Raw genomic sequence first — 18,801 nt, 5'->3', positions numbered from 1 at the left:
CCGGCGTCCGGCCCGAAGCAAGGCGGGGGCGTGTACGAGGGGTACGAGCGCCCTCTCAGACCCGCCGTCCGCGGACCCCCACGGCGATCGCCCAGCCCACCCCGCCCGCGGCGACGAGCACCAAGGCGATCTCCGGCAGGATGCCGAGGCGGGTCGCGGGTGTCTGCGAGGAGCGCAGCGGCACTTCCTGGACCAGGGAGTCCGCGACGAACATGCCGGTCTTCTGGCTGATCGTGCCGTCCGGCATGATGATCGCGCTCACCCCGCTGGTCACCGGCACCGTGACGGTGCGGCTGTGCTCGACGGCGCGTACGCGCGACATGGCGAGCTGCTGGTAGGTCATCTCGCTGCGGTCGAAGGTGGCGTTGTTGCTGGGGACGGAGATCATCTGGGCGCCGTGGGTGACGGTGTCGCGCACGGCCCAGTCGAAGGCGGCCTCATAGCAGGTGGCGAGGCCGACCTGGGCATCGCCGAAGTCGAACACGCCCGGCTCGCTGCCCCGGCTGAAGTCCTGGTGGACCATCGAGGTCCAGGTGTCGTTGACGGCTCCGATGAGGGAGCGCAGCGGGAGGTACTCGCCGAACGGCTGGACCTGCCGCTTGTCGTAGGTCTGGGTGGCGCCCTTGTCCGGGTCCCACAGGATCTGCTCGTTGTAGAGCTTGCCGTCGCGCTCGATGACCCCGCCGACCGAGATGGGCGCCCCGATGGCCCGCGCGGCCCGGTCGATGACGGCGGCGGCGTCGGCGTTGGCGAAGGGGTCGATGTCGGAGGAGTTCTCGGGCCACAGCACGAAGTCGGGCTGCGGCACCTTGCCCGCCTCGACCTCGGAGGCCAGCCGCTCCGTCTCGCGCGCGTGGTAGTCGAGCACGGCCCGGCGCTGGGCGTTGAACTCCAGGCCGAGGCGGGGGACGTTGCCCTGGATGACGGCGACCGTCGCGGTGCCGTCCTCCGCCTCGTCGCTCACCAGGGGGCGGGCGGCCAGGGCCGCGACGACCGGCAGTACGAGGCTGAGCAGGGCGATCGCGGCGGCCGGGCGCCGCACCCGGCGCGTGCGCCGCCACTCCAGGCCCACGCGGACGACGTCGTACAGGCCGAAGCCGCACAGCACGACGGCGAAGCCGAGCACGGGGGTGCCTCCGACGGCGGCGAGCGGCAGGAAGACACCGTCCGCCTGCCCGAAGGCGATCTTGCCCCAGGGGAAGCCGTGGAAGGGCACGCGCGCGCGGGCCGCCTCGCCGGCGATCCACACCGCGGCCGCCCACACCGGCCAGGCCGGCAGCTTCGACACCGCGGCGACGCCGACGCCGACCAGGGCGACGAAGACCGCCTCGATGGCGACCAGGGCCAGCCAGGGGCCGGGGCCGACCTCGACGCCGGTCCACACCAGCAGGGGCAGCAGGAAGCCGAGGCCGAAGAGGTAACCGAGGCCGAGGGCCGCCTTCCAGCCGCGGCCACGCAGCACCCGGCCGAGCACGGCGAAGGCCGGCAGGGCCAGCCACCACAGGGTGCGCGGCGGGAAGCTGACGTAGAGCAGCACTCCGGAGAGCGCCGCTGCGGCGGCCGGGACGAGGCGCAGGAGCCGGGCGCCCCACGACGGCGAGGCCTTGGCTTCCGGCTCGTCCTGTCGGTCCACGGAAGGTGCGGTGACGGTCACCCCGGGAGTGTACGGCGGGTGACCTTTCGGCCGGCAACACGGTCCACGGGCGGCTCGGCCCCGGGCCGGCCCGGTACGGCAAGGCCGCCCCGCCGCCCGCACGCCGCCTCCGTCGCCCGCACGCCGCCTCCGTCGCCCGCACACCACCTCCGTCGCCCCACGGCGGCTCCGTCGCCCGCACGGCGCCTCGGCCGGTCCCGGCCCCGGGTCCTCCCGCCCGTGTACGACACATCCCCAAACCGCCCATCGGCGGTTACGGTGTGGCAGAGCTCCTGTCGCGCGGGGTGGCCGGGGCCGTCACGGTCGGGGGGCGACCGGACGCAGGGGGGACGGACGGGGTGGGGTCCACGGGGATGACGTCCACAGCCGGTCAGGACGCGGACGGGGACAGACGAAACGTTTCGGACGTGACGGGTGTGGCGGTGCTCGGCGCCTGCGCCGCCTGGTCCCTGATCACCGCGGCCGCACACGGCGGACGGCCCGAGGGCGTGCTGCTCGCGGTGCTGGCCGTGGCCGCCGGATACGCCACGGGCCGTATCGCCGGGGCGCTGCTGCCGGTCGCCGCGCCCGGTGCGGCGGCGCTGGCCGGGCTCGCCCTGACGGTGGCGCTGCCGCGGCTCACGCCGGGGCCGGAGATCGCCGCGCCCCTGGGCCACGCGGGCGCCACGGCCGCGGTGCTCACCCTGTCGGCCGGTGCCGCCTGCTGCGCCGCCCGGTCCGCTCCCCGGCCCCTCGTGCGGCTCGGCCTGTGGGCGCTGGCGGCGGGCATCACGCTCGCCGGGGCGGTGCTGGGCTCGACGGTGGCGGTGGTGACCTGCTGCGGCGTGCTGCTGTGTGCCCTGGCCGCCGGCCGGGTACGCCACCGGGGGCCGGGGCTGGCGGGCCTTGCCCTGGTGGCGGCCGTCGTGACGGGCCTGACCTGGGCGGTCGCCGGGAACGCGCTGCCCGCGGGGCTCGCCGCCGCGCTGGAGGACCAGCTGACGCCCCACCGGGCCGGCCTCTGGCGCGACGCCCTGGGCCTGGCGCGCGGCGACGCCGGTCTGGGTGTGGGTCCCGGGCGCTTCGGGGAGCTCAGTGCCACGGCGGCCGGGGTGGCGCCGTCCGACGGCAGACCGCACTCCGCGCCGCTCCAGATGGCCGCGGAACAGGGCGTCGTGGGAGTGCTGCTCCTCGCGGCGGCCTTCTGCTGGGTGCTGTTCGCGCTGTGGCGCGCGGCGCGGCCGACCCCGGTCGTCCTCACGGCGGGTGCCACGCTCACGGCGCTGGCCGCGCTCGCCTCGGTGGGCAACGTGCTCAGCTTCACCACGGTGTCGGCCGGCGCCGGGCTGCTGGCCGGCCTGGCCACGGCCCGCCCGTTCGGCGCCGAGCCGCAGGCGGCCGGGGCGCCGACGGAGTGGGCGGGGGACCCGAGCCCGTGGGGCGACCGCCCGGCGGCCTGAGGTCAGTGCGCCGCGCCGGGCGTCTCCTGCCGCAGCCGGTCCCGGATGACCCGTACGGCGGACTCGGCGTCGTCCACGGTGATGGTGAACGTGTGGCCGTCCCACAGCCTCAGTACCACGCCCTCGCCGCGCCGTACGACCACGGCGGTGCCCTTCTCCGGACGCCAGCGATACCCCCAGCCGCCCCAGTGGCGCGGGGTGACGTGCGGTTCGAAGTCGGCTCCGGCGACGTGGGACAGCGGGATACGGCGGCGCGGGACGCCGATGTGGCCGCAGCGGATCTCCAGGCACTCCCTGTCGAGTTTCAGGTCGACGTGCACGAAGGCGAGGGTGCCGAAGAGGACCAGCAGTCCGGCGGCGATGCAGCCGACGACGGACATGGCCAGCGGGGCGATACCCGAGGTCCACGCGGAGTCGACCGCCAGAGCGATGCCGAGCGCCATGCAGGCGGCGCCGGCGATGGCGAGCAGCCACTGGAAGCGGTTGGTCGCGCGCCCGTGCCAGACCTCGGGGTTCGGGACGTCGTCGTCGCGGGGGTGGTGGTCCCTCATATTCATGAGGTTACTCACGTTTCGCTCCGCCGCTACCGGGTCGCGCAGGGTGACTGCGCCGACCGGACGACGACGGACGGAATCCGGCCGTCCAGGCGGCCCGGGGTCACCGGGCCGGGCTGACCGCCTGGAGGAGCCGGCCCTCCGGGTAGGCGAGGGCGGGCGCCGGAAGCACGCCCTCCCGGCCGCTGAGCAGGACCGTCACCGTGCCGTGCGCCGGTGCGTCGGGGGCGGGCCCGGCACCGATGCGGCGCAGTGCCTGGGCGGCCACGGCGCCGGCCGAGCCGTGCAGGGCGAGCGGTGGGCGGCCGGGGCGCTGGACGGCGGCGCGGATGCGCTCGGCGACGAGTTCGTAGTGGGTGCAGCCCAGGACGACGGTCGTCACGTCCTCGGGGGTGAGCTCAGCGGCCGCGGCGACGGCGGCGTCGATCTCCTCCTCGTCCGCCCGCTCCACGGCCTCGGCCAGGCCCCAGCAGGGCACCTCGGCCACGGGGACGCCGTCGGCGAAGTCCCGGATCAGGTTCCGCTGGTAGGGGCTGCCGGTGGTGGCGGGTGTGGCCCAGATCGCGACATGGCCGCCGCCGGCCGCGGCCGGCTTGATCGCGGGGACCGTGCCGATCACCGGAACGGCCGGTTCCAGACGGGCGCGCAGGGCGGGCAGGGCGTGCACGGTGGCCGTGTTGCAGCCGACGATGAGGGCCTCGGGGCCTCGGGCTGCGGCGGCCTCGGCGACGGCCAGCGCGCGCGTGGTGAGGTCCTCGGGGGTGCGTGGTCCCCAGGGCATCCCGTCGGGGTCCAGGGACAGCACGAGATCGGCGTCGGGTCGTAGGCGCCGTACCGCGGCGGTGGCCGCCAGCAGCCCGATTCCGGAGTCCATGAGCGCGATCTTCACCCGGCCACGATAGACGATGTGCCGGTGCCGCCCGGCCGGGTGGGGCAGACTGCGCGCGTGGGCCTCATCGGGTGGATCGCCGCCGTGTCCTTCGCCGTCTGGCTGTGGCTGCTGCTCTGTCAGGGCTTCTTCTGGCGCACCGACGTGCGGCTGCCGCCGCGACGGGAGCCGCACGCATGGCCGTCGGTCTGTGTCGTCGTCCCCGCGCGCGACGAGGCGGCGGTCCTGGCCGCGAGTCTGCCGTCGCTGCTGGCGCAGGACTATCCGGGACGGGTGGAGATCTTCCTCGTCGACGACGGGAGCCTGGACGGGACCGGGGAGCTGGCCCGGGAGCTCGCGCGGCGGCACGGCGGGGTGCCGCTGACCGTGGACTCGCCCGGCGAGCCGCCGGCGGGCTGGACGGGGAAGCTGTGGGCGGTGCGGCACGGCGTCGCCCTGGCACGCGCGCGTGGGCCCGAATACCTGCTGCTGACCGACGCCGACATCGCGCATGCGCCGGACAGTCTGCGGGAACTGGTGGCGGCGGCGCACACCGGCGGCTTCGACGCGGTCTCCCAGATGGCGCGGCTGCGGGCGGAGAGCCGGTGGGAGCGGCTGGTCGTGCCGGCCTTCGTCTATTTCTTCGCCCAGTTGTACCCGTTCCGCCGGGTCGGCCGGCGCGGGGCACGTACGGCGGCCGCGGCGGGCGGCTGTGTGCTGTTGCGGACCGAGGCCGCCGAGCGGGCCCGGATCCCGGACGCGATCCGGCACGCCGTCATCGACGACGTGGCGCTGGCCCGCGCCGTGAAGGCGGGCGGCGGTCACATCTGGCTGGGGCTCGCCGAGCACGTGGACAGCGTGCGCCCGTACCCGGGGCTGCGGGACCTGTGGCGGATGGTGTCGCGCAGCGCCTACGCGCAGTTGCGGCACAACCTGGCGGTGCTCGCGGGCACGGTGCTGGGGCTGGCCCTGGTGTACCTGGTGCCTCCGGTCGCCCTGCTCGCCGGGCTCGCCCTGGGCGATCCGGCCGCGGCCGTGTTCGGGGGCTCCGCGTGGCTGGTGATGACGGGGACGTACGTCCCGATGCTCCGCTACTACCGGCTGCCGGTGCGGCTCGCCCCGCTGCTGCCGTTCACCGCGCTCCTCTATCTGCTGATGACGGTGGATTCCGCGGTGCAGCACCACCGGGGGCGTGGCGCGGCCTGGAAGGGCCGCACCTACGCGCGTCCGGACGCGGTGGCCGACGAGGGGTGAGCCGACGCCGGGCGCTACTTGCGGCCGGGCGTCCAGTTCATGCCCCAGCCGTAGGCGTGGTCGACGGTCCGCTGCGGGCTCACCCCGCGCTCGGGCACCAGGTAGCGGGCCTCACGCTGGACGACGAGGTCGCCGCCCTGGTGGGTGATCAGCACGAGCGCGCACACGGTCGAGGGGACGGTGCACTCGTCCAGGGAGAAGTCGATCGGGGCGCCGTACTGGGGTTGCAGGGTGACGGTGGCGTGCAGGTCGGCGAAGGAACGGGCGCCCTCGTAGATGGTGACGAAGACGAGGATGCGCCGGAAGTCGTCCTTGTGGTCGAGGTTGACGGTGAGGTTCTCCCCGGCGGCGAGGGCACCGGTGCGGTCGTCGCCGTCGAGGTGGATGTACGGCGGCTGGTGCAGGGCGCCGAAGGCGTTGCCGAGGGACTGGACGACGCCCTTGCGGCCGTCGGCCAGTTCGAACAGGGCGCACAGGTCGAGGTCGAGGTCGTTGTGCAGGGCGATCGCTCGGCCCCGCTTGCTGCCCCAGCCCGAGAACTGCTTGCGCACCTCCCAGTTGAGGTTCACGCGCAGGGCGCCGGAGGTGCCGCCCTGTTTGGTCAGCGACACCGACGGGGCGGCCTTGGTGAGCGTCACCTTGGTCAGGCGGACCGGTGCGGCGGGCGGTGGTGGCGGGATGCGGGGGACGGGGGGTGGCACGGTGGCGGGCGGCGTCGGAGGGGGAGGCGGCGGCGTGGGCGCGGTGGCGGCCGGGGGCCCGGTGTGCTGCGGTTCGTCGACGGTGATGCCGAAGTCGGTGGCCAGCCCCTCCAGTCCGCTGTCGTAGCCCTGGCCGACGGCCCGGAACTTCCAGGCGCCCTGGCGGCGGTAGAACTCCCCGAGCACGAACGCCGTCTCGACGGTGGCCCCGGTGCTGTCGAACCGGGCGACCACGGTGTCGCGGGCCGCCTCCCGCACCTCGATGCACAGGTCCGGCACCTGCCCGAACGCGCCGCCGTCGGCGGAGGCCGCGAGGACGACGGTCTCGATCGCGGGCTCCACGCGCGCGAGGTCGACGACCAGGGTGTCGGTCACCCGGCCGCCGGTCTCCCGCTTGCCCTCGTGACGGACCGCTCCGGAGGAATGCGCCGGCTGGTTGTAGAAGACGAAGTCGGCGTCGGAGCGGACCTTTCCGGCGGCCAGCAGCAGTGCCGAGGCGTCCGCGTCGGGTACGCCCGGACCGGAGCGCCAGCCCACCTCGACGCGCAGTGCCGTCGTCGGCACCGGAGCGTTGGATCCCTTCGACATCGACATGTCCGCCCCCATCACCTGTCTCCGTGCCGGGCCACGTGCCCCGGCACCCATCGGGATTCTGTCCGGCCAACCTATGCGGCCGGACGGCGAACTCCCATCCCCGGCACAGGAACACGCGCACACCGGCCCCGGAAGGCGTCCGCCCGGCCCCGGAGCGGCCGTGGCCCGCGCCGGCCGGACCGCCGGTAACCCCTGCAGAAATGGGGCCTTACACGATCCAAACCGTGAATGCCGCCCCTTTTTCCCAAGTTCGCTCGCATTGAGGATCCAAGGTCACCGCCGACACGGAAAACAACCCTCTTATCGGTCTCCCCAACCAGCACATCGTGGGCTTAACTTATGTGCCATGACCTCCCCCCGCTCCACCTATGGCGGCGGCTACTACTCCGCCTCCTTCCCGGACACTCCGATCTACGACTCGCTCGTGGCCGAGCGGGGCACCCCGCAGATCGCCCCGATCCGGGTTCCCGCCGCCTACGACACCGGCAGCAACCTGCCCGCGCTGCCGTCGGCGCTGCCCGCCCTCCCGGCGGCACCGTCCCAGCCGTCCTACGGCTACCCGCAGATGCAGCAGCCCGCCCCGCTGCAGCAGGCCCCGGCGGCCTACATCCCGCCGCAGGCCACCGCGCCGCGCGGCTACCCCGGCCCGCAGGCGCAGCAGCCGCGCCCGGCCGCGCCCGGCATGGGCTACGAGGCGATGCGCCCCGCGGCTCCCCGGCCCGCCGCCCCCCAGTACCAGGACCCGTACGGCAACCAGCAGTACCGGGGCTACTGAGCCGGACCGGGGACCGTCCGCGCCACCTGGCAGGATGGGCCTCATGGGCAATGCGCAGCTGCTGTCGATCCACGTTCATCCGGTCAAGGCTTTCCGGGCCCAGTCACCCCGGGAGGCCGTCGTGGAGCCCTGGGGGCTGGCCGGAGACCGACGCTGGGCCCTGATCGACGACGGGGGCAAGGTCGTCACCCAGCGCCAGCAGCCGCGCATGGCGCTGGCCGCCGCCGAGCTTCTGCCCGGTGGCGGCCTCCGTCTGTCCGCGCCCGGGCTCGAACCGCTCACCGTGCGGGTGCCCGAGCCGGTGGGGACGGTCTCGCTGGCGATCTTCCGCGACAAGGTGGAGGGGGTCCTCGCCGACGAGGCCGCGCACGCCTGGTGCAGCTCCCACCTGGGCGCCGACGTCCGTCTGGTGCACATGGACGACCCCGCCACGCGCCGGCCCGTCGACCCCGAGTACGCGCTGCCGGGCGAGACGGTCACGTTCGCCGACGGCTATCCGCTGCTCGTCACCACCAGCGCGTCCCTCGACGCCCTCAACGCCCTGATCGCACAGGGGGAGCACACCGCCGAGGGCCCGCTGCCGATGAACCGCTTCCGGCCGAACGTGGTCGTGGCGGGCACCGACCCGTGGGCGGAGGACGGCTGGTTCCGCCTGACGATCGGCGAGGTCGACTTCCGCGTCGCCAAGGCCTGTGGGCGGTGCGTCGTGACCACGACCGACCAGGCCACCGCGGGCCGCGGCAGGGAGCCCCTGCACAGCCTGGGCCGGCACCGCCGCCTCGGCGGCAAGCTGGTCTTCGGGCAGAACCTGGTGCCCCTGTCCCGCGGCACCATCCGGGTCGGCGATCCGGTGACGGTCGTCGCCTAGGCCCTGTCGTCACATTCCCGTCGTCCGCCCGAAGGGCGGGCCCGGCGGCGTCAGGTGCGTGCTCCGGGGGTCCCCCCGGCCGAAGGCTGGGGGAGTGCCGGGCCCCGGCCCGCGTACTGGATGTACTTGGGTCTGGGCCCGGTGCGGCGAGTGGGGGCACCGCCCACGCCGTTCAGGCAGTGGGGGAGCGTGCAGGGCGTCGCCGGGCAGACGGGAAGGTGACAACAGAACCTAGGGCTGTTGCGAACGTCCCGGCGGTCCCGCACCGGTCGGGCGGCCGCGGGAACCTCCGCCACCCCCTTGGCCGTTTGCCGTTGTGAGACGTTCCCGGACGTTCACGACGCGCCGCGGCCGCGGGTGATTTGCCTCTCTCTTCGGCCCGTCCCGCGCGTGAACGGCCCGGCGGGGGGTTATCACGGAGCGGAAAGGGGGTGCGGACGGTGCGGGTGATCGGTGGCATCTGGCGCTGGCGGCACAATCCGCTGCGCCGTACGACGGATCTGGTCGAGGCGTGGGTCGCCCTGTGCGCGCTGCTCCTGATCCTCCTCGCCGCGCCCGTCGTCGGCTCGCTCACCGGTGCTGTCGCCCGGGACGCGCTGCAGCGGTCGGTCCACGCCCAGCACGCGGCCCGGCACCAGGTGACGGCCACCGTGGTGCGCAGGGTCGAGGGTCCGCTGCTGGAGGCGGACCCCGAGATCGCCTCCGGGCGGGACCTCCGCAGCCGGGTGATCGCCGACTGGACCGCCCCGGACGGCACCGCGCGCCACGGCGCGGTCCTGGCGGGTCTGGAGTCCCCGCACCGCGGCGACCACTTCGCGATATGGACGGACACCCACGGCCGTCTGGTGGCCCGTCCGCTCGACTCCGCCACGGCGACGACACACGCGGTCCTCGCCGGGTTCGGTGCCGCGCTGCTGTCCGCCGGTGTGGTGGAGGCCGGCCGACGGCTGATCGTGTGGCGGATGGTCCGCCGCCGGTACGCCCGCTGGGACCAGGCCTGGGACCGCGCGGGCCCCGACTGGGGCCGTACCGGCACAGGTAGCTGACGGTGTCGCGTCTGTGGTCAACCCACGGCCCGTGCGCACGCTACGGTGGACCGGCCGACGCATTCGGCGACAACCCGCGCGAGGGATCCGTAGGGGCGCACGCCCCGAAGGCGAACGAGCCGTCCAGCACGACCTAGGTGGGGGCACAGCAACGCCATGGCACAGGGCACGGTCCAGGTGACGCACACCGGCACGTCGCGGTGGCGGCGCCGCACGGGTGAGTACGCTTCGCTCGCCGCCGCCCTGGAGGCCGCGGCCGAGGGTGACGTCCTCACCATCGCCCCCGGCACCTACCGGGAGAACCTCGTGGTGGAGCGGGCCGTGACCCTGCGCGGCCCCGAGGGCTCCCCCGGATCCGTGCGCATCGCGCCCCTGGACGGGGTGCCGCTGACCGTGCGCGCCTCGGCCGTGGTGCAGGACCTGCACGTGGAGGGCCAGGACGCGGCGGCGCCCGCGGTACTCGTCGAGGAGGGCGCCCCCGAGCTGCTGGACGTGCGGGTCGTCACGCGGTCCGCGGCCGGCATCGAGGTGCGGGGCCGTGCCCGCCCGACCGTCCGGCGGTGCACCGTCGACAACCCGGCCGGCATCGGCATCGCCGTGGTCGACGGCGGCGGCGGTGTCTTCGAGGAGTGCGAGGTCGTCGCGGCCGGGCAGGCGGGCGTCGCGGTGCGCGGCGGTGCCCACCCCCGTCTGGAGCACTGCCGGGTGCACCACGCCTCGGGCGCCGGTCTGAGCGCGACCGGCGACAACTCGGCCCTGGAGGCGTTCGGTTGCGAGGTGTACGAGGTCCGTGGCAGCGGTGTGCAGATCACCGCCCGGGCCACCGCGCACCTCACCGACTGCGACGTCCACCGCACCACCGCCGACGGGGTCACACTCGACACGGACGCCGTGCTCACCCTGGCCGACTGCCGCATCCACGACATTCCCGAGAACGCGGTCGATCTGAGGTCGCGTTCCGTGCTGACGCTCACCCGGACGACGGTCAGCCGGTTCGGGCGCAACGGGCTGTCGGTGTGGGACCCGGGCACGCGCGTGGACGCCAACCAGTGCGAGATCTTCGACAGCACCGGTGACTACCCGGCCGTCTGGGTCAGTGACGGCGCCACCGTGGTCCTGGACTCCTGCCGGGTGCACGACGTGCCGGACGCCCTGTTCGTCCTCGACCGCGGTTCCCGCGCGGACGTCGTCGACAGCGACGTGTCCCAGGTGCGCAACACGGCCGTGTCGGTGAGCGACGGCGCGACCGCCCAGCTCGACGACTGCCGCATCCGGGACGCCGGGACCGGCGCCTGGTTCCGCGACCACGGCAGCGGCGGCACCCTCAACAGCTGCAGCATCGACGCCACCCAGACCGGTGTGATCGTCACCAAGGGCGCCGACCCCACCATCGAGCGCTGCACCGTCGACTCCCCCGCCGAGGCCGGCTTCTACGTGTCGGCCGGGGGCCGCGGCACCTTCCTGAACTGCCGCGTGACCAACAGCGGCGGCTACGGCTTCCACGTGATAGACGGCTGCCGCACGACCCTGCGCAAGTGCCGCACCGAGCGCTGCACGCGGGGCGGTTACGAGTTCGCCGACGGCGGCCCGGACGCGGCGGCCGGTGCGGGGCCGGTGGTCGAGGACTGCACGGGCGACGAGAGCGCCGGCCCGCGCACTCCGCCGGAGGCGGCGCGGGAGACTGCCGCGCAGACGCCCCCCTCGACGGGCCTGCTCGGCGCGCTCCCCGGGCAGCGGGCCGACCTGCCGGAGGCGGCGTCGGCCGCCGGGGCGGCGGAGCAGCCGGCGCGGTCCTCGACGGACGTCCTCGGCGAACTCGACGCGCTGGTGGGCCTGGAGAGCGTGAAGCGGGAGGTCCGGGCGCTGACCGACATGATCGAGGTGGGCAGGCGCCGGCAGCGGGCCGGCCTGAAGGCGGCCTCCGTCAAGCGTCACCTGGTCTTCACCGGCTCCCCCGGCACCGGCAAGACGACCGTCGCACGCCTGTACGGCGAGATCCTCGCCGCGCTGGACGTCCTGGAGAAGGGCCATCTGGTCGAGGTGTCCCGGGTCGACCTGGTCGGCGAGCACATCGGTTCCACCGCGATCCGCACCCAGGAGGCCTTCGAACGGGCCCGCGGGGGCGTGCTCTTCATCGACGAGGCGTACGCCCTGTCGCCGGAGGACGCCGGGCGGGACTTCGGCAAGGAGGCCATCGACACGCTCGTGAAGCTGATGGAGGACCACCGGGACGCCGTGGTGGTGATCGTCGCGGGGTACACGGCCGAGATGGAACGCTTCCTGACGGTCAACCCCGGTGTCGCCTCCCGGTTCTCCCGGACCATCACCTTCGGCGACTACGGCCCCGAGGAACTCCTGCGGATCGTGCAGCAGCAGGCCGAGGAGAACGAGTACCGGCTCACGCCGGGCGCCGAGGAAGCGCTGCTGAAGTACTTGACGGAGATCCCGAAGGGCCCCGCCTTCGGCAATGGCCGCACCGCGCGCCAGACGTTCGAGGCGATGGTCGAGCGGCACGCCGGCCGGGTCGCTCAGGTGACCGAGCCGACCACGGACGATCTGACGCTGCTGTACCCGGAGGATCTGCCCGAACTGCGCTGACGCCGTCCGTCTTCGCAGCCCCCGGCGCCTCCAGCCCGCCCCCCGGCGCCTCCAGCCCGCCCCCGGCGCCTCCAGCCCGCCCCCGGCGCCTCCAGCCCGCCCCCGGCGCCTCCAGCCCGGCCTCCGGCCCGTCGTCCGCCCGGACGACGGGCCGGAGGGGTGTCATCAGGACCGTTCCTGCTCCCGCGGCTCGCCGCCCTGCGGGGGGACGACGGGGCACAGGCGCGCCAGCAGCCGCTCGCGTTCCTCCGCGAACGCCGGGTCGGCCTGGTAGTCGGAGTGGCCCAGCACGGGCGCCGGCAGCGGGTGGTGCTCCGTACGTCCGTAGGCGAGCGGGTCCGCGAGGGGCGCGCGGTCCACCTCGGGCACGCGGCCCTCGCCGGACAGCCGGACGGGGCCGCCGATGGGGTCGGTGAGCCGGTAGAGGTTGCGCCAGCAGTCGACGTCCTCGTGCAGGGCCTTCAGCGCGGCCGGGCCGAAGTGGGCCGGGAACCAGCGGCCGTAGAGCCTCTCGATCGGGGAGCCGTAGGTGAGCAGGGCGACCTGTCCACGGTCGGCTGCGCTCAGCTGCCAGGCCGCGGCCGCCGCGAGGACACTGCCCTGGGAGTGGCCGGAGATGACCAGGCGGCCGCCGGTGGCTCGGGTCCAGGTGGCCATGCGCCAGGTCAGGTCGGGCACCGCGCGCTCGGCGTAACAGGGCGGCGAGAAGGGGTGGGCGGCACGGGGCCAGAAGGTGCCGACGTCCCAGAGGATGCCGATGGTGCGGCGCGCGGAGGCGTCCTTGTAGGCGCGCCTGCCCCAGGTGACGAACAGTATGAAGCCGAATCCGATCAGCCAGGAACCGAGCGCCTGGCCGGTCTGGGCGGCGCCCTGGAGGAAGGAGGGGGCGCCCTCGGTGGCCCGGCTGGGTGTCCTTCCCGTGGCGAAGGCGCCGGCCAGGGCTCCCGCGCCCAGCAGGAGGGTCGTGGCGGAGGTGACGCCGACGAAGAGCGGGGCGCGGTCGGTGAGCGTGGCCATGGCGCGGGCGCGGGCGATGCGCTGGGTGCGGGCCGGGTCGCCCGGGTCGGCACCGTACTCACGGGCCACCGCCGCGCGCTCGGCCCGCGTCAGGCGCCAGGCGCTGCGGCCGAGCAGACCGCCCAGCACGCCCAGCACGATCAGCAGGACCGGGATCACGGACGCCTGCCAGGTCAGCAGCACGGGCGGGCCGGCGAGGAAGGTGCCGGTGCCGTCGAGCCAGTCGGAGACCCGCTGGGAGACCCCGCCGGACATCACACCGCCGAGCGCGCAGGCCAGCATCACGACGGCGGGACCGCCGAGCCCCCGGAGCGCGGCGCGCCCCCGCGGGTCGGGGCCGGCGGCGCGGTGGAGGACGGCGGCGACGACGGCCAGGACGAGTACCAGGGCGCCTTGGAGCAGGGCGATCGCACCGAACGCCGCGTCGCCGGGGAGGCGTCCGGCCGATGTCCAGCCGGGGCGGTGCCAGCCGGCGTAGACCAGGGTGAGGGCGAGCAGGACGAGGGCGGCCAGGGGGAGGCTGCGCACGAGGTGGGCGTCGAGCCGGCGGTCGAGGCGGCGTTCGCTGCGGCCCCGGCGGCACACCACCCAGACCGTGGCGAGGGCGCCGGCGGCCAGGGCGGCCTCCAGGAGCCGGCCGAGGACGTCGAGGAGGGCGGGGCCGCCCGGTCGGTGGTCCTGGTGGGCGGCGGCGGTGCCGACCGCGGCGGCCACGGTGAGCAGGCCGGCCGCGGTGTGCGCCGCCCGCAGCCGGGCGACCAGGCGGCGCCCGTACCAGAAGCCGGGGCGGCCCAGCGCGGTGTGGCCGAGCATGTCCTCGCGCTCGGGCCTGCCGTCGAGGGGTTCCTGGGACTCGTAGGCCCGCCAGGTGCGGTGCGAGAGGTACCACAGGAGGCCGGTGAGGGCGGCCGGGACCAGGGCGGCGAGGGCGAGGCGGCGGCCGGGCCGGGTCCACCAGCCGCCGTCCCTGACGTCCGGCGACAGGAAACCCAGCCAGGAGTGCCGTTGGGCGCAGGCGCGGGTGCCCGCGCACTGCCAGGCCGTCAGGTCGAGGGCGACCTCGCAGGCCGCGGCGACGAGCAGCACGGTCAGGGTCAGGCCGGCGAGCCGCACCAGGAGCCCGTAGAGGCGGACGGCACGGGTGCGTTCCCGGGCGGCGGGGCGCATCCAGTGGGCGAGGTTGACGACCATGAACGGCAGGAGCAGGAGCCACAGGGCGCGTGTGCCGTTGCCGGAGGTCAGGTTGCACCAGACGTAGGCCTCGGGGACCGGCCGCTGGCGGGGGCCGTCGGTCGCGCCGTCGGCCCGGTCGGCGTCCACGTCGTCGGCGCGGCGGAACACGGCGGCCGTGTCGTCGCCGGTGATCCGCACCGTGCGCGGGTCGCCCAGCATCTTGTCGGGCGTGGCCCCGCCCACGCCGTGCACCAGGAGTTCCAGGGCTGTTCCGGTCGGCCGGTGGATGCCGTCCCGTTCGTGGACTCGTTCCACTGTCTCGCACTTCCCCCGTGACGCTGCGTCGGTCTCTGTGTGCGTGCGGGCATCAGGTTCTCCGCTCGGGGGCCCGCGCACACCTGTCGTCACCGAATCTCCCCCGATCCGTGTGAGGAACGGGACCGACGTACGCACGACGATGGCATGTCCGCGTCGGGTGGGTGGTGGCGCGGCCCGTACCGGCCCGTGCGAGGATGGGACGCCCGCTTCAGCGACCGGCGCGACGGCGTCGTCGCAGCAGGTGCGCGGGGCGTGTCGGACTGAGCGGATCGGCTTGAGGCGAGAGGACCGGAGCGGACGTGAGTGAGAATCAGAACCTCCTCGCGGAGCAGCGCCGCGCCCTGATTCTGGACGAGGTCCGGCGCCGTGGCGGCGTCCGCGTCAACGAGCTGACGCGCAAGCTCGGCGTGTCGGACATGACCGTGCGCCGCGACCTCGACGCGCTCGCCCGGCAGGGCATGCTCGAGAAGGTGCACGGCGGCGCGGTGCCGGTGGTCGAGGCGAGCACGCACGAGCCGGGTTTCGAGGCGAAGTCGGGCCTGGAACTGACCGCCAAGGAGGACATCGCGCGCGCGGCGGCGGAGCTGGTCGTGCCGGGCAGCGCCATCGCGCTGTCGGGCGGCACGACCACGTACGCGCTCGCGCACCGGCTGGTGGACGTGCCGGACCTGACGGTGGTGACCAACTCGGTGCGGGTGGCCGACGTCTTCCACGTCGCGCAGCGCGCGGCAGGTGCCCGGCAGGGCGCGGCCACGGTGGTGCTGACGGGCGGCGTGCGCACACCGTCGGACTCCCTGGTGGGGCCGGTGGCCGACCAGGCCATCGCGGCGCTCCACTTCGACGTGCTCTTCCTCGGGGTGCACGGGATATCGGCCGAGGCCGGCCTGTCGACGCCGAACCTGGCGGAGGCCGAGACCAATCGGCGTCTGGTGCAGTCGGCGCGCCGGGTCGTGGTGGTCGCCGACCACACCAAGTGGGGGGTGGTGGGGCTCAGCTCCTTCGCGGCGCTGGAGCAGGTCGACACGCTGGTGACGGACTCCGGTCTGCCGGACGAGGCCCGCGCGGAGGTCTCGGAGCACCTGCGGCGGCTGGTGGTCGCGGGCGAGCCCGACCGGGACACGGACACCTGACGGGGTTTCGGACGGCGCTTGTCCGGCTGGAGGGCTCCGGCCGGAGGGCCTGGCACCCGTACGGCTGGTCCCCGGCCGGGGCCGGGCGGGCCGGGCCTCCCAGGACGCGGTGACACGGCCGCCCCGGAGACCCGCCGGACCGTCGTGGGCGCCCGCGCCCGGACCGAGTCCCGCCTCAGGCGCCCTCAGTCCGGCCAGACGCCCGTGGCCAGGAGCGTGTCGATCGCCGCGCTGTACGAGGTGATGTCCAGGCCCTGTCCGGTGAGCCAGGCGTCGGAGTAGTACTTGTCGAGGTAGCGGTCGCCGGAATCGCACAGCAGGGTCACCACACTGCCCTGCCGCCCCTCGGCCGCCATCTCCGCGACGATCTTCAACGCGCTCCACAGGCCGGTTCCGGTCGAGCCGCCCGCCTTGCGGCCGATGACCCGCTCCAGGGCGCGGACCGCGGCGACGCCGGCGGCGTCCGGCACCTTCATCATCCGGTCGACGGCGCCGGGGACGAAGCTCGGTTCCATACGGGGCCGGCCGATGCCCTCGATACGGGAGCCGCGGTCGCAGGTGACGTCCGGATCGCCGGTGGTCCAGCCGTCGAAGAAACAGGAGTTCTCGGGGTCGGCGACGCAGACGCGGGTGTCCCACTGCATGTAGTGGACGTAACGCGCGATGGTCGCGGAGGTGCCGCCGGTGCCGGCCGTGGCGACGATCCACGCGGGCTCGGGGAACCGCTCCAGCGCCAGTTGCCGGAAGATGGATTCGGCGATGTTGTTGTTGCCACGCCAGTCCGTGGCCCGTTCGGCGTAGGTGAACTGGTCCATGTAGTGACCGCCGGTCTCCCCAGCCAGGCGGGCGGACTCCTCGTACATCTTCCGTGAGTCGTCCACGAAGTGGCACCGGCCGCCGTGGAACTCGATCAGGCGGATCTTCTCGGCGCTCGTCGTGCGCGGCATGACGGCGATGAAGGGCACCCCGATCAGCTGGGCGAAGTACGCCTCGGAGACGGCCGTCGAGCCGCTGGACGCCTCGATCACCGGGCGGTCCGGCCGGATCCAGCCATTGCACAGGCCGTAGAGGAAGAGGGAGCGGGCGAGGCGGTGCTTGAGGCTGCCGGTGGGGTGGGTCGACTCGTCCTTGAGGTACAGGTCGATGCCCCAGTCCGCGGGCAGCGGGAAGCGCAGCAGGTGCGTGTCGGCCGAGCGGTTGGCATCGGCCTGGACCTTGCGGACGGCTTCTTTCAGCCAGGTGCGGTAGGCGGGATCGCTGCGGTCGACGTCGAGGGTGGCGCCGGTCGGACTCTGCGCGGGGACGGTCACGGTGGTGCTCCTTCGTGCTGCGCGCCGACGGCCCCTCGGGCGGCCGGCGGTTCGATCATAAGCACCTTTCGCACCACTTCCCACCTGCATAAACGCTGCTTTGAGCGGCTGAAAGACGGCCCTGGGGGCGAGGGGGCGCGCCGGTCGGGGGCCGAGCGGCCGCGCCCGGTGGGGGCGCATTCACGCGAGTGCTCCGGCCGCCTCCGGACCGCGTGCCGCACGCACTGGTGCTCGACGCCCCGCGCGGGCAGACTGCACCCGGCGGGACGAAGGTCCCGTTCGGGGGCGCACACTGGATCACGACACGAGCTGGTGCCGGCCCGCGTGGCAGCACGCCGGAGGAGGCGCGGGACGCGGGCCGGGACACCCACGGGCAAGGGGGCGGGCATGGCGGAGCCGGAGTTCACCGCGACGGGCGTGCGGATCGGGAAGCGGCTGCGGTCGCTCACCCGGGCCGGACAGGTCCGGATCAGCGACGGCCGGCTGGAGCTGCTCACCAGTTACGGCAGCGAGATCGACAGCGCTCCGGTGCAGGCGGTACGCGCCTCGCGGCCGTGGTTCGCGCCGGAAGACCGGGCACTGGCCGATCTGAACGGCCAGCGGTACCTGCTCACCCTCGGCGACCACGACCCGGCACCGGGCGAGCCGGGTCCGCCCGCGGCGCGGCGGTTCATCGAGGCCGTACGCCGGGCGGCGGGCCGCGACGGCCGGGCCGGCCGCGCAGGGTGACCGTTCCCTGACGGCGAGTTGCGATCCGCGACACCGTGCGTCACGCTGGTCTCACGTCACTCTGGGTTTACCGGCGACAACGCTGCGAACCAGCCCGCCGGCCACGACAGCAGGCGGCCGCCCTCGCGCAGACGCACTGCTCCGATCGATCCGAACTCCGTGTTCTTCCGGACCTCACGTCGGGGAGTCGCAGCCGTGATCAGCAACCCAAGCAGGCACTGCACGGTGGAGCTTCAAGCCCTGCCGTCGCGGATCGGCCAGGTCCGCAGAATCGTATCGGCGCAGTTGCGCTACTGGCATCTGGATCCCCTCATAGACCGGGCCGCGCTCGGTGTGACGGAGCTGTTGACCAACGTCCACCGGCATGCCCAGCCTGACAAGACGTGCACCGTCGAGATGGAACTGCTGCTCGGCCGGCTCACCGTCTCCGTGCGCGACCACGATCCGCGGCTTCCCGCGGTGGAGCACGTCACGGACCCCGACGTCCTCGCCACGTGCGGGCGGGGGCTCGCGATGGTGGCCGCGGTCAGCGAGAGCTGGGGAGCACGGCCGGACGGCGAGTCCGGCAAGGTCGTGTGGTTCACGCTGCCGGCCCTCGGTGCGCCACGGGACCGCGCGGCGCGTCCCCCGCGCCGGGCGGCCGACGAGCAGGGTGCGCGCCGGTTCCCGGAGGTCGTCGCGGTCGACGACCTCGCGCCGGCGCACGCTCCCGCCCGGTCGGCCGTCGTCGGCTGACCGGCGGCGCCCCGGTTGTGCATGCCCTCGCCGCGCCG

General features: G+C 74.5%; 15 protein-coding genes. 9 read left to right on the top strand and 6 right to left on the bottom strand.

Annotation, left to right across the window (positions count from 1 at the left end; genetic code table 11):
• Window positions 1–55 precede the first annotated feature (55 nt).
• Window positions 56–1,654, bottom strand: a complete 1,599-nt coding sequence (gene lnt, locus ACIP67_RS00225; RefSeq protein ID WP_401685059.1) for an apolipoprotein N-acyltransferase — start codon at window positions 1,652–1,654, stop codon at window positions 56–58.
• 353 nt (window positions 1,655–2,007) lie between these two features.
• Between lnt and ACIP67_RS00220 the strand changes: the two genes are divergently transcribed.
• Window positions 2,008–3,093, top strand: a complete 1,086-nt coding sequence (locus ACIP67_RS00220; protein ID WP_401685056.1) for an O-antigen ligase family protein — start codon at window positions 2,008–2,010, stop codon at window positions 3,091–3,093.
• Window positions 3,094–3,095: 2 nt separating this feature from the next.
• Here the strand turns inward: ACIP67_RS00220 and ACIP67_RS00215 are convergent, their stop codons facing one another.
• Both ACIP67_RS00215 and ACIP67_RS00210 read right to left on the bottom strand, forming a co-directional pair.
• Window positions 3,096–3,644 (bottom strand): hypothetical protein, encoded by a 549-nt coding sequence (locus ACIP67_RS00215; protein ID WP_401685053.1) that lies wholly within the window; start codon window positions 3,642–3,644, stop codon window positions 3,096–3,098.
• A gap of 106 nt (window positions 3,645–3,750) precedes the next feature.
• Entirely contained in the window at window positions 3,751–4,536 is a 786-nt protein-coding gene (locus tag ACIP67_RS00210) for a glutamate racemase (RefSeq protein ID WP_401685050.1), read from the bottom strand.
• 39 nt (window positions 4,537–4,575) lie between these two features.
• Between ACIP67_RS00210 and ACIP67_RS00205 the strand changes: the two genes are divergently transcribed.
• A complete protein-coding gene (locus tag ACIP67_RS00205) occupies window positions 4,576–5,769 on the top strand; it encodes a glycosyltransferase (protein WP_401686728.1) in 1,194 nt (397 codons plus the stop codon).
• A 14-nt stretch (window positions 5,770–5,783) separates the two neighbouring features.
• Here ACIP67_RS00205 and ACIP67_RS00200 read toward each other — a convergent pair whose 3' ends face one another.
• Window positions 5,784–7,058: a TerD family protein gene (locus ACIP67_RS00200; protein ID WP_401685047.1), complete on the bottom strand. Its 1,275-nt coding sequence runs from the start codon at window positions 7,056–7,058 to the stop codon at window positions 5,784–5,786.
• 352 nt (window positions 7,059–7,410) lie between these two features.
• Between ACIP67_RS00200 and ACIP67_RS00195 the strand changes: the two genes are divergently transcribed.
• The 4 genes from ACIP67_RS00195 (at window position 7,411) to ACIP67_RS00180 (ending at window position 12,351) form a co-directional block, all read left to right on the top strand.
• On the top strand, window positions 7,411–7,839 hold the full coding sequence (locus tag ACIP67_RS00195) for a DUF6643 family protein (RefSeq protein ID WP_389516429.1): 429 nt from the start codon (window positions 7,411–7,413) through the stop codon (window positions 7,837–7,839).
• A gap of 43 nt (window positions 7,840–7,882) precedes the next feature.
• Window positions 7,883–8,707, top strand: coding sequence for an MOSC domain-containing protein (locus ACIP67_RS00190; RefSeq protein WP_401685044.1), 825 nt, complete (start codon window positions 7,883–7,885; stop codon window positions 8,705–8,707).
• Window positions 8,708–9,147: 440 nt separating this feature from the next.
• On the top strand, window positions 9,148–9,753 hold the full coding sequence (locus ACIP67_RS00185; RefSeq protein ID WP_401685041.1) for a hypothetical protein: 606 nt from the start codon (window positions 9,148–9,150) through the stop codon (window positions 9,751–9,753).
• 156 nt (window positions 9,754–9,909) lie between these two features.
• Entirely contained in the window at window positions 9,910–12,351 is a 2,442-nt protein-coding gene (locus ACIP67_RS00180) for a right-handed parallel beta-helix repeat-containing protein (RefSeq protein WP_401685039.1), read from the top strand.
• Between the two features lie 165 nt (window positions 12,352–12,516).
• Here the strand turns inward: ACIP67_RS00180 and ACIP67_RS00175 are convergent, their stop codons facing one another.
• The gene (locus ACIP67_RS00175; RefSeq protein ID WP_401686725.1) at window positions 12,517–14,760 is read right to left on the bottom strand and encodes a hypothetical protein; all 2,244 of its coding nucleotides are present in this window, start codon (window positions 14,758–14,760) and stop codon (window positions 12,517–12,519) included.
• Window positions 14,761–15,158: 398 nt separating this feature from the next.
• On the opposite strand from ACIP67_RS00175, the gene ACIP67_RS00170 reads away from it, so the two are divergent.
• A complete protein-coding gene (locus ACIP67_RS00170) occupies window positions 15,159–15,989 on the top strand; it encodes a DeoR/GlpR family DNA-binding transcription regulator (RefSeq protein WP_401685037.1) in 831 nt (276 codons plus the stop codon).
• A gap of 185 nt (window positions 15,990–16,174) precedes the next feature.
• On the opposite strand, the gene ACIP67_RS00165 is transcribed toward ACIP67_RS00170, so the two are convergent.
• The gene (locus ACIP67_RS00165; RefSeq protein WP_401685034.1) at window positions 16,175–17,299 is read right to left on the bottom strand and encodes a PLP-dependent cysteine synthase family protein; all 1,125 of its coding nucleotides are present in this window, start codon (window positions 17,297–17,299) and stop codon (window positions 16,175–16,177) included.
• Window positions 17,300–17,686: 387 nt separating this feature from the next.
• On the opposite strand from ACIP67_RS00165, the gene ACIP67_RS00160 reads away from it, so the two are divergent.
• Both ACIP67_RS00160 and ACIP67_RS00155 read left to right on the top strand, forming a co-directional pair.
• Window positions 17,687–18,028: a hypothetical protein gene (locus tag ACIP67_RS00160; RefSeq protein ID WP_401685031.1), complete on the top strand. Its 342-nt coding sequence runs from the start codon at window positions 17,687–17,689 to the stop codon at window positions 18,026–18,028.
• A gap of 195 nt (window positions 18,029–18,223) precedes the next feature.
• Window positions 18,224–18,763: an ATP-binding protein gene (locus ACIP67_RS00155; RefSeq protein WP_401685028.1), complete on the top strand. Its 540-nt coding sequence runs from the start codon at window positions 18,224–18,226 to the stop codon at window positions 18,761–18,763.
• The last annotated feature ends 38 nt before the right edge of the window (window positions 18,764–18,801 follow it).

The organism is Streptomyces sp. NPDC088812, assembly GCF_044750285.1.
In the GTDB taxonomy this organism is placed as follows: Bacteria; Actinomycetota; Actinomycetes; order Streptomycetales; family Streptomycetaceae; genus Streptomyces.
The sequence above is the reverse complement of the archived record's forward strand: the minus strand, read 5'-3'. Positions and strand labels throughout refer to the sequence as shown.

Coding starts and splice junctions, on each gene's coding strand:
- ACIP67_RS00220 (WP_401685056.1), top strand. CDS start 2,008: ATGACGTCCACAGCCGGTCAGGACGCGGACGGGGACAGACGAAACGTT.
- ACIP67_RS00200 (WP_401685047.1), bottom strand. CDS start 7,058: ATGTCGAAGGGATCCAACGCTCCGGTGCCGACGACGGCACTGCGCGTC.
- ACIP67_RS00195 (WP_389516429.1), top strand. CDS start 7,411: ATGACCTCCCCCCGCTCCACCTATGGCGGCGGCTACTACTCCGCCTCC.
- ACIP67_RS00175 (WP_401686725.1), bottom strand. CDS start 14,760: ATGCTGGGCGACCCGCGCACGGTGCGGATCACCGGCGACGACACGGCC.
- ACIP67_RS00160 (WP_401685031.1), top strand. CDS start 17,687: ATGGCGGAGCCGGAGTTCACCGCGACGGGCGTGCGGATCGGGAAGCGG.
- ACIP67_RS00180 (WP_401685039.1), top strand. CDS start 9,910: ATGGCACAGGGCACGGTCCAGGTGACGCACACCGGCACGTCGCGGTGG.
- ACIP67_RS00215 (WP_401685053.1), bottom strand. CDS start 3,644: ATGAGGGACCACCACCCCCGCGACGACGACGTCCCGAACCCCGAGGTC.
- ACIP67_RS00190 (WP_401685044.1), top strand. CDS start 7,883: ATGGGCAATGCGCAGCTGCTGTCGATCCACGTTCATCCGGTCAAGGCT.